Genomic DNA, 14,222 nt, shown 5'->3' with positions numbered 1-14,222 from the left:
CTTTCCTGGGCAGGGGACATCCGCCCAGTATGCTCGCCATGCGCGGGTTGGGGGGTGAGGCATGCTGTCACGCCGGCCTCCGGCCGATGAATGGTCATTGCGGCCGGTTGGCGCCGACGAACAGCAGGTTGTTCTCCAGGTGGATGTGCTGCATCAGATCGCGGCGCAGCTCCTCCAGCCCGGCGTAGAGCGCGCGCCAGGTGGTGCAGGCGTTGGCCGGGGCGGTCAGGTCGTCGGTCAGCTCGGCCAGCGCGGCCAGGGACTGGGCGTGTTCGTCGTGCTCGTGGCGCATCACCCCGATCGGCCCCTGCACGTGCAGCAGCGGCACGCCCTGGTTCAGCCAGGGGAACAGGATGTGCTCTTCCTTGCACATGTGCGACTCGAGTTCTTCCTGCATCCGTTCCAGCAGCGCCACCAGGCCGTGGGGGCAGTGCGGGTGCGCGGCGTGGGTGCGCTCCACGCGCTGGGCCAGCGGCAGCAGCGCGGGGAACTGCTGGCGGTGGCGCTGGTGGTAGCGTTCGAGGATGTGCTCGATCAGTTCGGCGTTGCTCGCCTGGCGCCAGTCGCGCTCTTCGCTGGCCGGGCGCAGGGCGCGCAGTTCGCTGGCGATGCGCTCGGCGTCCAGGCCCAGTTCGCTGGCGGCTTCGCGCAGGCTGCGCTGGCCGGCGCAGCAGAAGTCCAGCTTGTAGTCGCGCAACAGGCTGGTGCTGCCGGGCAGGCTGCAGGCCAGGTCGCTGAGGGTGCGTTCGGTCAGGTTGTCGTGCATGGCGGCGGGCCTCGGGAGTCGGTGCGGTAGGCAGGCGCCAGTCTAGGAAGGGCGGTGCTCCGGGCTCCTTGATTGCGGTCAAGCGTCGCAGTGCGCGGTTTCCCGTTCGTCGTCGCCCTCGGCGATGTGCAGCAGCTGCTGCGGGTTGCGCACCAGCAGCTTCTGCCGGCCGCTGCGCACCAGGCCGCGGCCTTCCCAGGCGCAGAGGATGCGCGAGACGGTGTGCAGGGTGGTGCCGGTCATCTCGGCGATGTCCTGGCGGCTGACCGGGAAGTCGATGCGCACGCCTTCGGATTCCGCCCGGCCGCTGCTGCGCACCAGGCGCAGCACGGCGTGGGCGACGCGGCGTTCGACTTCCTCGGTGGCCAGTTCGCAGAAGCGCACGTGGGCTTCCTGCAGGCGCACGCCGATGGCCTGCACGGTGTTCAGGGCGAAGCCGGGGTGGCGCGCCAGCAGCGGTTCCCACAGCGCGGTGGGCCAGGCCAGCGCCAGACTTTCCTGGGTGGCGGTCGCGCTGGCGGGGTAGTCCTCGCGGCCCAGGGCGCGGACGAAGCCGAACAGGTCGCCGGGGTTGACCAGGCGCACCAGCACGCGCTGGCCGTCGCAGGTCAGCTGGGTGGCCTTCAGGCGGCCGTGCACCAGCAGATAGAAGTGCTCGGCCGGCTCGCCCTGCTCGAACACCGTGGCGCCGCAGTGCAGCGGCAGCACGCTGGCTGGGCGGAGGATGTCGTCCTGTTCCTCGCGGGTGCAGTTGGCAAAGGGTGGCAGGTTCGCCAGCCAGGCGCGGTTGATCGTCGGCTTGTCGCTCACGCTCGGGATTCCCTGGGGCCCGCCGCAGCATACCCGTTTCGCGGGGTGGCGAAACTTGAGTGGGATCAAGTCAAGGCAGCTCTCTGACCAGGCGGAAACCCAGGTTGTCCGGCGGTTGCCCGGCGCTGCAGCCGCCGCCGCGGGCGTCGCGGACGAATTCGTTGATGGCGGCGCGGTGGCGGCCCTCGGCGATGCGGATCGAGCAGGCCTCGACGCGGCTCTTTTCCGCGCCATCGGCATCCAGGCTGATCCGCGTGTGGCAGCTCTGCGTCCACTCCCAGACGTTGCCCGCAAGGTCTGCCACGCCCAGTTCGTTGAGACCATGGCTGCCGCGCGGCTGTGCCCGGGCCGGGCCTTCGCTGGCCGCCGCGGCCTCGAAGCGGTAGCGCGCCAGCCAGCGGCGCGCCGGGTTGCGGCCGTCGTCGTCGATGCGCAGGGCGTCGTCGGCCCAGCGCGAGCCGGCGAAGAACGCCCATTCCTCATCGCTGGGCAGGCGCCAGCGCTGGCCGGTGCGCTTGGACAGCCACTCGGCATAGAGCTGCGCGTCCAGCAGGCTGGCGCCGGTGAGCGGCAGGTCGGCGCCGGGTGTGGCGGCCTGGCCGTCCAGCGCCAGGCAGGCGCCGGCGTCCACGCAGCGGGCGTATTCGGCCCGGCTGACCTGGTATTTCATCACCGCGAAGCGCGGAACCAGGCGTTCGCTGCGCAGCGGCGCGTCCACCGGGCGGGCGTCGCGCCAGTAGTCGCCGGCGGGGCGGAAGCGGTATTCCCGCGGCGTCAGGCTGACGGTCTCCGGCGCCAGGCTCGGGTCGCTGCGCGGCAGCCAGGCGCCCAGGGCGATGGCCACCAGCAGCAGCGGAAGGGCGATGATCAGCGCCTTGCGCATCGGCGTTCCCTCGTGGCGGGGCCGGCCCTCGCGGGCCGGCCGGTGGCGTCACTTGATGGGCGAGGGCGGTTCGACCTGGCTCATCAGGTCGGAGTCCCATTGCCCCTCGACCTGGAAGTGCGCGGTGGCGCCCAGGGCCACGCCCTCGATCAGGTTGTGGTTGAGGTAGGCGTACAGGCCCGGCTGGCGGAAGGTGTACAGCGCCGCGCCGGCGGCGCCGCCGGGGATGAACCAGGTCTCCAGGCCTTCCTCCGGCGGGTTGCCGAACTTGCCGGTGGCCCAGACGTGGTCGCCGTGGCCGCCGATCAGGTGCGGGCGGGTGTCGCGGTTGGCCTGGGAGTGGACGATCAGCACGGTCTCGCCGACCTTGGCGGTCAGCGCGTTCTTGCCGGTCAGGGCGCCGACCCGGCCGTTGAACACCACGTGGCTGGGGATCAGCCCCTTCATGGTCTGCATGGTGTCGTTGAAGCTCTCGGCGGGCGTGGCGTAGCGCTTGAACTTGCCGTCCTTGTCGCGCGGCACGTAGAAGTCCTGCTCGCCGATGTAGAACACCTTGTCGTACTTCAGCGGGCGGCCGTCGCGGTCCTTCAGGCCGTCGCGCGGCAGCACCATGATCGCGCCGTTCATGCCCGAGACCACGTGCCAGGGGATCATCATCCCGCCGGGCGCGCAGTGGTAGACGAACACGCCGGGGCGGGTGGCCTTGAAGCGCAGCTTGACCTGCTCGCCGGGGTTGACGATGGTCAGCGAGCCGCCGCCCAGGGCGCCGGTGGCGGCGTGGAAGTCGATGTTGTGGGCCATGCTGTTGCTGGCCGGGTTGACCAGGGTGAGTTCGACGTAGTCGTCCTGGTGCACCACCATCAGCGGGCCGGGCACCGAGCCATCGAAGGTCATGGCGTGGACGTGGGTTTCGTCGTCGTCGATGATCAGGTCCTTCTCCTGGATGACCATGCGGAACTCCACCACCCGCGGCTTGGCGCTGGTGCGCTGTTCGTGGGCATGGACGAAGGGCGGGGCGAGCAGCTCGACCTTGCTCCTGGCCAGCTTCGACAGGTCCGGCGCCGGCCCGGTCTGCAGCGGCGCCGACTCCTTGGCGAAGGCCAGACCGCTGCCGAGGACCGAGCCGGCGACGCCGAGCGCGACGGCTCCGGCGAGCAGGCTACGGCGCGAGAAAGGCGTTTTTTCCAGGTCAGCCATGGGTACTTCTCCTAATGGACGAGATTGCGTTGTCCACAGGGAAACCCCTTGGGCGAAAACCTTCTTTGCGCCGCAGCAAATAGCGGCGCAGCTGGACAATCTGCCGCAGCGCGCCGTCTGGTTTTTCCTACGGCGCCTGTGTGAATGCGGCAAGTGCCTGTGCGCCGAGGTAAGATTCCAGCCCAAAGAGCGAATTCCCCGCGCCAAGGCGCGGGCCCCAACGGACAAGGACCTTGCATGCGCCCGCGTGGACTCCCCCTCCTGGCCCTCACCTTCGGCGTGCTTGCCGCGCAGCAGGCCTACGCCAGCAGCGACGATTCCTGCTACCCGAGCTGGAACCTCAAGCGCGACACCCTGGACGTGTGCAACAGCCTGCCGTTCCTCAGCCCCGGCAACGACAGCCGGGTCAACCTGCAGCTGCTGCTGGCCGATGCCGGCCGCGCCAGCCTGCCGGTCAAGGCGCTGTCCGATGACGAGCAGCAGCTGGGCTACGGCCTGGTGCCCTTCCCGCTGACGCGCCTGTTCGACGAACCCATGACCGTGGAGCCCGCAGCGGCCGCCGCGGCCAAGCCGGCGGCGCCCCTGGCGGAGCTGGCGGTGCGCATCGGCCTGCCGGCGGACGCGGTGCCGGCCGAGGGCGAGCGCTTCGCCAGCGGCGAGGGCAGCCGCTGCCGCAGCAACAACCCGGCCACCGCCCAGGACTTCCTCGCCCAGCTGCTGGCCGCCGACCTGCCGCCCGCCGAGCGGCAGGGCCTGGCGCGGGCGCGCCTGGCCCTGTTGCAGGGCTGCCAGTGGGACGACGCGCAGCTCGCCGGTCTGCTGCCCAAGGACGTGGATTCCCCCGCCGGGCGCGATTTCGCCGGCTACCTGCAGGGCGTCGCCGCCTTCTACAGCGGCCACTTCCCGGCCGCGCGCAAGAGCTTCCAGGCCCTGCACGACAGCCGGCTGCCGTGGCTGCGCGAGACGGCGCGCTACATGCTTGGCCGCAGCCAGCTCAACCAGGCGCAGCAGAACGCCTTCGACGACATGGGCTACCCCGACCTGCGCAAGGTCGACCAGGCCGCGTTGAAGGTCGCCGAGAGCGACTTCAAGGCCTACCTGCAGGCTTATCCACAGGGCCGCTACGCCACCTCGGCCAAGGGCCTGATGCGCCGCGTGTACTGGCTGATGAACGACCCCGGGCGTCTGGCCGCGGAGTACGCCTGGCTGTTCGCCCAGCCGGAAGCGGCCCAGGGCAACGCCGACCAGGCCCAGCTGATCGCCGAGGTGGACAACAAGCTGCTGGTCAGCGCGCACCCGGCCGAGGTCAAGGACCCGCGCCTGCTGGTGGTGCTCGACCTGATGCAGATGCGCCACCACGAAGCCGGCGAGGGCCGCGCCCTCGACCTGCCCGGGCTGCAGGCGCAGAAGCCGCTGTTCGCCGAGCTGCCGGGGCTGCACGACTACCTGCTGGCCGCCTGGCAGCTGTACGTCGAGGAACAGCCGGCCAAGGCGGCCGAACAGCTGCCGAAGGCCCTGCCGCAGAAGCTCGACTACCTCGCCTTCAGCCAGCAGACCCTGCGCGGCTTCGCCCTGGAGGCCGGCAACGACTGGCTGGGCGCGGAGAAGCTCTGGCTGCAGCTGCTGCCGCTGGCCCGCCAGCCGCTGCAGCGCGAGCAGCTGGAACTGGCGCTGGCCTTCAACTACGAGCGCAGCGACCGCCTGGTGAAGGTCTATGCGGAGAACTCGCCGGTGCGCACCCCGGCCATCCGCGAGCTGCTGCTGCGCCACATCGCCGGCCCCGAGCTGCTGCGCCAGCAGGTGAAGTCCGAGACGGCGCCGGCCGAGGAGCGCGACACCGCGCTCTTCACCCTGCTGTACAAGGACCTGCTGCACGGCCGCTACGGCAACTTCGTCAACGACCTCGCGCTGCTGCCGGCCGAGCCCTCGACCAAGCCGCTGAGCGCCAGCCTCGGCTTCGTCTATGGCGGCGGGCAGCCGCTGAGCCTGTTCCAGTGGCCGGGCGGCAAGGGCAGTTCCGGCTACGACTGCCCGGCCATCCGCGACCTCGCCCTGGCCCTGCAGCAGGAGCCGCAGCCGCCGCAGGCGCTGAACTGCTTCGGCGAGTTCATCCTGCGCAACAACCTCGACAGCTTCCCGCTGGACAACCAGCCCGGCGTGCGCGAACTGGGCGGCAGCCCGTCGCTGTTCGAAGGCGAGCCCTACTCGCGCCTGGACGGCTACCTGAAGGTGATCGCCGACGACCAGGCCGGCAGCGACGACAAGGCCTACGCGCTGTACCGCGCGATCAACTGCTACGCGCCCAGCGGCTACAACGGCTGCGGCAAGCAGGACATCGCCCCGGCGCAGCGCAAGCGTTGGTTCCGCACGCTGAAGACGCAGTACGCCGATACGCCCTGGGCGAAATCGCTGAAGTACTACTGGTAGCCCCGCCATGGGCCTGGCCGCGAAGAGCCTGGCGCTGGGCCTGCTGCTGTGGAGCGCTACGGCCCGCGCCGGGGTGGTGGACGCCGCCGACTACGACGCCTTCTGGCTGTGGGGCGGCGTGCAGGCCCAGCCGGTGCTGCGCCAGGCGCGCACGCTGTACGTGCTGCAAGGCCAGGTCAGCGCCCCGCGCGGCGCCCCCGAACAACCGGCGCGCCTGCACGCTCAGGGCATCGCCATGCCGCGCCTGCGCACGGGCCAGGTGTGGCTGGTCTACCGCGCCCACAGCCTGCGCTGGAGCGAGGACAGCTACGCCACCCTGCTGGCCCAGCTGCGCCGCTGGCAGCGCGCCGGCAACCCGCTGCTGGGCGTGCAGATCGACTTCGACGCCCGCACCCGCTACCTCCACGAATACGTGGCCTTCCTGCGCGACTTCCGCCGGCGCCTGCCGATCGAATACCGCCTGAGCATCACCGGCCTGCTGGACTGGAGCAGCAACGCGGAGCCGGCGACCATCAATGAACTCAAGGACGTGGTGGACGAGGTGGTGGTGCAGACCTACCAGGGGCGCCGGACGATTCCCGACTACCAGCGCTACCTGCCCAGGGTGGCGCGCCTGCAGCTGCCGTTCCGCATCGGCCTGGCGCAGTACGGGCAGTGGCAGGCGCCGGAGTATCTGGAGCGCAGCCCGTGGTTCCGGGGGTATGTGGTGTTTTTGCAGAATCCGTGAGTTGGTGGTCGGGGGGATTTTGTAGGAGCGAGCTTGCTCGCGAACGGAGTTTGTCGGTGGCTGCAGTGTTTCGGGTTGACTCTTTTCCCTCTCCCCAGCCCTCTCCCTGAAGGGAGAGGGGGCTAGTCCGTGCCGAGAGAAGTGATGGTTTCAGTCGGAAACCTTCGGTGTTGCCGGCTGACTCAGGAATACCCAAGCACGCCGAACAGTCCCCTCTCCCTTCAGGGAGAGGGTTAGGGAGAGGGCGCTCTTCAGGTCAAGCGCCGAGATTGCCGGCGAAGCCCCCGTTCGCGAGCAAGAACTAGGCGTCCCCCTCGTTCCTACGAAAAACCTCCGCAACCACAACTCCCCCCACACCCCGCCTTCACCGGCCGCTCCACCAGATCCCGCATCAGCAACCCATAATCCAGCCCCACCTCCTCCGGCACCGGCAGATACACGACGTGCCCATCGCCCGGCGCCACCTCGATGGCTTCACCACGAGCATTCTCCAGACGTTCCAGCCGCAGCGTACGGTTCCCACCCGGCGTCATGAGTTCGAGGCTGTCACCCACCGCGAAGCGGTTCTTCACCCTTACCTCGGCGAGGTCGCCACGGCGGGCGCCAGTGAACTCCCCGACAAACTGCTGGCGCTCCGCCCGCGAGCTGCCGTACTGGTAGTTCTGATACTCGTCATGCACATGGCGGCGCAGGAAACCCTCGGTGTAGCCGCGGTGGGCCAGGGACTCCAGCTCGTCCATCAGGCCACGGTCGAAGGGCCGGCCGGCCACGGCGTCGTCGATGGCCTTGCGGTAGGCCTGGGCGGTGCGCGCCACGTAGTAGTGCGACTTGGTGCGGCCCTCGATCTTCAGCGAGTGCACGCCCATCTCGGCCAGGCGCTGCACGTGCTGGATGGCGCGCAGGTCCTTGGAGTTCATGATGTAGGTGCCGTGCTCGTCCTCGTGGGCCTCCATCAATTCGCCGGGGCGGTTGCCTTCTTCCAGCAGGAACACCGCGTCGCTGGGCGCGCCTTCGCCGAGGGTCGGCTCGCGCACCAGTTGGCCCAGTTCGTCCTCCCGCGCCGGGTGCGCCTGGTACTGCCAGCGGCAGGCGTTGGTGCAGGTGCCCTGGTTGGGGTCGCGGCGGTTGATGTAGCCCGACAGCAGGCAGCGCCCGGAGTAGGCCATGCACAGGGCGCCGTGGACGAACACCTCCAGCTCCATGTCCGGGACCTTCTCGCGGATCTCGCCGATCTCCTCCAGCGACAGCTCGCGGGACAGGATCACCCGGCTCAGGCCCTGGTCGCGCCAGAAGGCCACGCTGGCCCAGTTCACCGCGTTGGCCTGCACCGAGAGGTGGATGTTCGCCGCGGGGAAATGCTGACGCACCAGCATGATCATCCCCGGGTCGGACATGATCAGCGCATCCGGCCCCAGGGCCAGCACCGGTTCCAGGTCGGCCAGGAAGGTTTTCAGCTTGGCGTTGTGCGGGGCGATGTTCACCACCAGGTAGAAACGCTTGCCCAGGGCATGGGCCTCGGCGATGCCGACGGCCAGGTTGGCCAGGTCGAATTCGTTGTTGCGCACCCGCAGGCTGTAGCGCGGTTGCCCGGCATAGACGGCATCGGCGCCATAGGCGAAGGCGTGGCGCATGGCTTTCAGTGAGCCGGCGGGGGAGAGCAGTTCGGGGGCTTGGAGCATGGCGTGGGGACGGTTGTGGATAAAACGCCACACTCTAGCGGGGGCGGGGGTTTGGTGCCCTGAGCGGGGTCAATGTTGGTGGGGCTTTTCGTAGGAGTGAGCTTGCTCGCGAATGGGGTTTCCTGGCTGCAGCGGAGCTTTGGATTGACTCCGCTCCCTCTCCCCAGCCCTCGGCTGCGCGCCCCGCCCTGAAGGGAGAGGGGGCCGTATGGCGTGAAGCGTAATGTCGAAGCTCATTGCAACGCCGAGGCTGCAGGCGAGCGCCGGTATGACGCTTGGCACGGACAGTCCCCTCTCCCTTCAGGGAGAGGGTTAGGGAGAGGGCGCTCTCCAGGTCAAGCACCGAAATTGCCGGCGAAGCCCCGTTCGCGAGCAAGCTCGCTCCTACACAAAAAGCTCAACCTCACTCCAACCACCGCCGCCCCTGCAGCTCCAGCAGCATCTGCGCCTGCTCCGGGCCATTGCTTCCGGCGGGGTAGGGCCGCGGGCGCTGGTAGTGCTCCTGCCAGCCGGCGATGATCGGGTCTATCCAGCGCCAGGCGGCCTCCACCTCGTCGCGGCGCATGAACAGCGTCGAGTCGCCCTGGATCACGTCCAGCAGCAGGCGTTCGTAGGCGTCCCAGCGGCGCTTGCCGGGGCTGGCGGTCTGCGCCAGGTTCAGGTCCAGCTCGGCCGGTTCCAGGCGCATGCCCTTGCCGGGGGTCTTGGTCATCAGCTGCAGGCTGATGCGCTCCTCCGGCTGCAACCTTATCCACAGGCGGTTGGCCGGGCCGCTGCCGTCGCCGATCAGGGCGTGGGGCACCGGCTTGAACTGGATGACGATCTCCGAGCACTTCTTCGCCATGCGCTTGCCGGTGCGCAGGTAGAAGGGCACGCCGGCCCAGCGCCAGTTGTCGATCTCGGCGCGCAGGGCGACGAAGGTCTCGGTGTCGCTGTCGTTGTCCACGTTCTTCTCGAACCAGTAGGCCGGCACCTCCTGGCCGCCGATCCGCCCGGCGCCGTACTGGCCGCGCACGGTGCGGTCCTGCACGTCGAGGCCGCCGATCGGGCGCAGGGCCTGGAGGATCTTCAGCTTCTCGTCGCGCACCGACTCGGCGTCGAAGTGCACCGGCACCTCCATGGCCACCAGACACAGCAGCTGCAGCAGGTGGTTCTGCACCATGTCGCGCATGGCCCCGGCGTGGTCGTAGTAAGCGCCGCGGTTCTCCACGCCGAGGGTCTCGTTGACGCTGATCTGCACGTGGTCGACGTAGGCGCTGCGCCACAGCGGCTCGAACAGGGTGTTGGCGAAGCGCAGGGCCAGCAGGTTCTGCACCGTCTCCTTGCCCAGGTAGTGATCGATGCGGAACACCCGCGACTCGTCGAACACCTGGCCGATGGCCTGGTTGATCGCCCGCGCCGACTCCAGCGAATGGCCCAGCGGCTTCTCCAGCACGATGCGCGTGTTCGGCCCGGCCAGGCCTGCGACCTTGAGGTTCTGCGCGATGGGCGCGAAGAGGTCCGGGGCGGTGGCCAGGTAGTGCACCAGCACGCGCTCGTGGCCGAACTTCAGGCGCTGGCGCAGGCGGCTGAAGTCGGCGCTCTGCGCGGCGTCCATGGCCAGGTAGTCCAGGCGCGTGGCGAAGCTCTGCCAGTCGGCGACGCTGAAGTCGGCCCGCGCCACCTGCGCCCGGCAGTGCCGCTCGGCCAGCGCCAGGTAGGCCTCCTGCGAGCGCTGGCTGCGGGCCAGGGCGAGGATGCGGGTGTCGGCCGGCAGGCGCTCCTCGCGGTGCAGGTGGTAGAGCGCCGGCAGCAGCTTGTGCAGCGCCAGGTCGCCGGTGCCACCGAACACCAGAATGTCGCAGGAAAGGGGAAATGCGGAAGTTTCGGACATCATCAGGTACTGCTCCACCACTTATTGCCTGGGCGTGACCACCTGACTTGTAGTATAACTACAAGCAGACTACATCCCTTCCGCCGATCATAGCCGAGTCCAGCCCAGTGAACCTGTTGCAGCACATTGCCCAGTCGCGTCATCTGCTTCGCAAGTCGGAACTCAAGGTCGCCGATCACGTGATGCAGGACCCCGCCTCGGTCATGCACAGCTCCATGGCCGACCTCGCCCACGGGGTGGGCGTCAGCGAGCCGACCATCGTGCGCTTCTGCCGCGCCATCGGCTGCACCGGCTTCCAGGACCTCAAGCTGAAGCTGGCGCAGAGCCTGGCCGCCGGCGCCAGCTTCGGCCAGTTCGCGATCAGCGAAAGCGACTCGGTCACCGACTTCAGCCTGAAGATCTTCGACACCACCCTGCACTCGCTGATGGAAGTGCGCGAGAAGCTCGACACCCACGCCCTGGAGCGCGCCATCGCCGCCATCGCCCACGCCCAGCGCGTGGAGTTCTACGGCTTCGGCGCCTCCGGCGCGGTGGCCGCCGACGCCCAGCACAAGTTCTTCCGCCTGCTGCTCTCGGCCGCGGCCTATTCCGACCCGCACATGCAGGCGATGTCGGCGGTGACCCTCAAGCCCAGCGACGTGGCCATCTGCATCTCGCAGTCCGGCCGCTCCAAGGACCTGCTGGTGACCGCCAACCTGGTCCGCGAGGCCGGCGCGACCCTCATCACCCTGTGCCCCAGCCAGACCCCGCTGGCCGACCTGGCCACGGTGAACCTGGCGGTGGACGTCCACGAAGACACCGACATCTACACCCCGCTGACCTCGCGCATCGCCCACCTGGTGGTGATCGACGTGCTGGCCATGGGCGTGGCCATGGCCCGCGGCCCGGACCTGGTCAACCACCTCAAGAGCGTCAAGCGCAGCCTGCGCAGCCTGCGCCTGTCGCCCAAGGTGGTGAAGAGCCACGAGGAGCCGCGGCCGGAAGAGACGTCCTGAGCCGGCGCCGACCACTCGTCGGCGTCACCGCGGCTTCACCGCCGCGCCCTCAAATTGTCATCCGTCGTCAGCATCCTGGCGTCTCCAGCCCTTCGGCCTTGGGAGATGCGAGATGCAACGCCATATCGACAACACCCAGCACCTGGACAGCAAGACCCGCCGCAAGCTCGAGGATCAGCGCCGCATGCAGTTCCGCCGGGCCATCGAGGAGCGCCTGGAGGCGCAGCGCCTCGACCGCGAGATGTCCGACTATCCCGACCTGATCGCCGCGAATTATCTCAATTCGGCGCGGGGGTTAGTGAAAAACGCTCGGCCAGCTGGCTGATCAGCGCGCGCTCCTCGCGGATGAAGGCGACGAACGCCTGGGCCACCGGGCTCAGGCGCTTGCCGCGGGCGTGCACCAGGCACCAGCTGCGGTAGAGCGGCAGTTCCTCCACCGGCAGTTCGCGCAGCAGCCCGGCGCGCAGTTCGCGGCTCACCGCGTGGCGCGGCAGCAGGGCCAGGCCGAGGCCGGCCAATACCCCTTCCCGTGAGCCTTCCAGCGAGGCGAATTCCAGCGTCTGCGGGAAGTGCGCGCGCTTCTGCTGGAAGTGTTCCTCGCAGGCCTTGCGCGTGCCCGAACCGGGCTCGCGAATCAGCAGCGGCCAGGATTCCAGGTCCTTCAGCGACAGCTTGGCGGCGCTGCACAGCGGGTGGTCGGGCGGCGCCACCGCGACTATCGGGTTGTTCAGGAAGGGCAGGAATTCCAGGGCCATGTCCTGCGGCACCAGGGACATGATCACCAGGTCGTCGCGGTTGTCCGACAGGCGCTTGATCACCTGGGCGCGGTTGACCACGGTCAGGTGCAGGCTGACGTCCGGGTGCTGCTTCTGGAAGGCGGCGAACAGGTGCGGGGTGATGTACTTGGCGCTGGACTCCACCGCCAGGCGCAGCTGGCCCTGCAGCGAGCCCTTGAGGTCGGAGAGCTGCATGTCCAGCACTTCCAGGCGCTGGAAGATGTCGGTGCTGGCGCGCAGCAGGGCGTCGGCGGCGTCGGTCTGGTAGAGCTTCTTGCCGATGTACTCGAACAGCGGCTGGCCGACCAGCTCCTCCAGTTGGCGGATCTGCAGGCTGACCGCCGGCTGGGTCAGCGCCATTTCCTCCGCGGCGCGGCTGTAGGAACGGCTCTCGCACACCGCACGGAACACCTGCAGTTGGCGAAGTGTCATTCGCATCAAGGACTTACGCATTCGCACCGGCTCCCGCACGGGTCAGTTCGCTCGACTATAAGTCAAAAATTATGGCTATCCCAATAAATATTGATTTTGGGTAATCCTCGATCCCGCGTAGGGTAAAAAAACGCCGGAACCCTGCTCCGGCATTGCGCCGAACCGCCGTGGATCGCTCCGCGGCGGATTGCCGATTGGTTCAAGTGCCGGGTCCACGAGCCCCGGTCGAGGGAAACCGCAAGTGATCAAGAAAATCCTGATCGCCAACCGTGGGGAGATCGCTGTCCGCATCGTGCGTGCCTGCGCCGAGATGGGCATCCGTTCGGTGGCCGTCTACTCCGACGCCGACCGCCACGCCCTGCACGTGAAGCGCGCCGACGAGGCGCACAGCATCGGCGCCGACCCGCTGGCCGGCTACCTCAACCCGCGCGCCCTGGTGAACCTGGCGGTGGAAACCGGCTGCGACGCCCTGCACCCGGGCTACGGCTTCCTCTCCGAGAACGCCGAGCTTGCGGAAATCTGCGCCGAGCGCGGCATCAAGTTCATCGGCCCGTCGGCGGAAGTGATCCGCCGCATGGGCGACAAGACCGAGGCGCGGCGCAGCATGATCGCCGCCGACGTGCCCTGCACCCCGGGCACCGAGGGCAACGTCGCCGACCTCGCCGAGGCGCTGTCCGAGGCCGAGCGCATCGGCTACCCGGTGATGCTCAAGGCCACCTCCGGCGGCGGCGGCCGCGGCATCCGCCGCTGCAACAGCCGCGAGGAGCTGGAGCAGAACTTCCCCCGCGTCATCTCCGAGGCCACCAAGGCCTTCGGCAGCGCGGAAGTCTTCCTCGAGAAGTGCATCGTCAACCCGAAGCACATCGAGGCGCAGATCCTCGCCGACTCCTTCGGCAACACCGTGCACCTGTTCGAGCGCGACTGCTCGATCCAGCGCCGCAACCAGAAGCTCATCGAGATCGCCCCCAGCCCGCAGCTGACCCCCGAGCAGCGCGCCTACATCGGCGACCTGGCGGTGCGCGCGGCCAAGGCCGTGGGCTACGAGAACGCCGGCACCGTGGAGTTCCTGCTCGCCGATGGCGAGGTGTACTTCATGGAGATGAACACCCGGGTGCAGGTGGAGCACACCATCACCGAGGAAATCACCGGCATCGACATCGTCCGCGAGCAGATCCGCGTGGCCTCCGGCCTGCCGCTCTCGGTCAAGCAGGAAGACATCCAGCACCGCGGCTATGCCCTGCAATTCCGCATCAACGCCGAGGACCCGAAGAACAACTTCCTGCCCTCGTTCGGCAAGATCACCCGCTACTACGCGCCCGGCGGCCCCGGCGTGCGCACCGATACGGCGATCTACACCGGCTACACCATCCCGCCGTACTACGACTCCATGTGCCTGAAGCTGATCGTCTGGGCACTGACCTGGGAAGAGGCCCTGGACCGCGGCCTGCGCGCCCTGGACGACATGCGCGTGCAAGGCGTGAAGACCACCGCGCCCTACTACCAGGAAATCCTCAAGAACCCGGAGTTCCGCAGCGCCCAGTTCAACACCAGCTTCGTCGAAAGCCACCCGGAGCTGACCCAGTACTCGATCAAGCGCAACCCGTCGCACCTGGCCATCGCCATCGCTACCGCCATTGCCGCCCACGCTGGCCTGTAG

12 protein-coding genes are annotated in these 14,222 nt (G+C 68.6%); 5 read left to right on the top strand and 7 right to left on the bottom strand.

Translation table 11 applies throughout. The features are described 5' to 3' along the window. Positions 1-94: 94 nt before the first annotated feature. The 4 genes from ytfE to nirK all read right to left on the bottom strand — a co-directional run bounded on the left by ytfE (position 95) and on the right by nirK (position 3,656). Positions 95-766: an iron-sulfur cluster repair protein YtfE gene (gene ytfE, locus PM1_RS29110; protein WP_009614903.1), complete on the bottom strand. Its 672-nt coding sequence runs from the start codon at positions 764-766 to the stop codon at positions 95-97. A 78-nt stretch (positions 767-844) separates the two neighbouring features. Then, positions 845-1,576 (bottom strand): Crp/Fnr family transcriptional regulator, encoded by a 732-nt coding sequence (locus PM1_RS29105; RefSeq protein WP_009614906.1) that lies wholly within the window; start codon positions 1,574-1,576, stop codon positions 845-847. Positions 1,577-1,646: 70 nt separating this feature from the next. After that, the gene (locus PM1_RS29100; protein WP_009614908.1) at positions 1,647-2,459 is read right to left on the bottom strand and encodes an SUMF1/EgtB/PvdO family nonheme iron enzyme; all 813 of its coding nucleotides are present in this window, start codon (positions 2,457-2,459) and stop codon (positions 1,647-1,649) included. A gap of 48 nt (positions 2,460-2,507) precedes the next feature. Next, the gene (nirK, locus tag PM1_RS29095) at positions 2,508-3,656 is read right to left on the bottom strand and encodes a copper-containing nitrite reductase (protein ID WP_009614910.1); all 1,149 of its coding nucleotides are present in this window, start codon (positions 3,654-3,656) and stop codon (positions 2,508-2,510) included. Positions 3,657-3,893: 237 nt separating this feature from the next. Here nirK and PM1_RS29090 point away from each other — a divergent pair, with 237 nt between their 5' ends. Continuing rightward, entirely contained in the window at positions 3,894-6,083 is a 2,190-nt protein-coding gene (locus tag PM1_RS29090) for an outer membrane assembly lipoprotein YfiO (protein ID WP_009614912.1), read from the top strand. Between the two features lie 7 nt (positions 6,084-6,090). Next, entirely contained in the window at positions 6,091-6,810 is a 720-nt protein-coding gene (locus PM1_RS29085) for a DUF3142 domain-containing protein (protein WP_009614913.1), read from the top strand. Between the two features lie 320 nt (positions 6,811-7,130). Here PM1_RS29085 and trhP read toward each other — a convergent pair whose 3' ends face one another. Further along, positions 7,131-8,489 (bottom strand): prephenate-dependent tRNA uridine(34) hydroxylase TrhP, encoded by a 1,359-nt coding sequence (trhP, locus tag PM1_RS29080; protein ID WP_009614915.1) that lies wholly within the window; start codon positions 8,487-8,489, stop codon positions 7,131-7,133. A gap of 403 nt (positions 8,490-8,892) precedes the next feature. Beyond that, positions 8,893-10,362, bottom strand: coding sequence for a glucose-6-phosphate dehydrogenase (gene zwf / locus PM1_RS29075; RefSeq protein WP_225617219.1), 1,470 nt, complete (start codon positions 10,360-10,362; stop codon positions 8,893-8,895). A gap of 107 nt (positions 10,363-10,469) precedes the next feature. Between zwf and hexR the strand changes: the two genes are divergently transcribed. Together hexR and PM1_RS29065 are read left to right on the top strand one after the other, a co-directional pair. Further along, positions 10,470-11,357: a transcriptional regulator HexR gene (hexR, locus tag PM1_RS29070; RefSeq protein WP_009614923.1), complete on the top strand. Its 888-nt coding sequence runs from the start codon at positions 10,470-10,472 to the stop codon at positions 11,355-11,357. Between the two features lie 112 nt (positions 11,358-11,469). Next, positions 11,470-11,682 carry a PA3496 family putative envelope integrity protein gene (locus PM1_RS29065; RefSeq protein ID WP_009614925.1) on the top strand — a complete coding sequence of 71 codons (213 nt, stop codon included), beginning with the start codon at positions 11,470-11,472 and terminating at the stop codon, positions 11,680-11,682. Here PM1_RS29065 and PM1_RS29060 read toward each other — a convergent pair. Further along, complete coding sequence (locus PM1_RS29060; protein WP_099049017.1) at positions 11,636-12,571, bottom strand: LysR family transcriptional regulator; 936 nt, start codon at positions 12,569-12,571, stop codon at positions 11,636-11,638. The genes PM1_RS29065 and PM1_RS29060 overlap by 47 nt on opposite strands. 235 nt (positions 12,572-12,806) lie before the next feature. Between PM1_RS29060 and PM1_RS29055 the strand changes: the two genes are divergently transcribed. Further along, positions 12,807-14,222, top strand: coding sequence for an acetyl-CoA carboxylase biotin carboxylase subunit (locus tag PM1_RS29055; RefSeq protein WP_009614928.1), 1,416 nt, complete (start codon positions 12,807-12,809; stop codon positions 14,220-14,222).

Source organism: Pseudomonas sp. M1 (assembly GCF_022760135.1).
Lineage (GTDB): Bacteria > Pseudomonadota > Gammaproteobacteria > Pseudomonadales > Pseudomonadaceae > Pseudomonas > Pseudomonas citronellolis.
The sequence above is the reverse complement of the archived record's forward strand: the minus strand, read 5'-3'. Positions and strand labels throughout refer to the sequence as shown.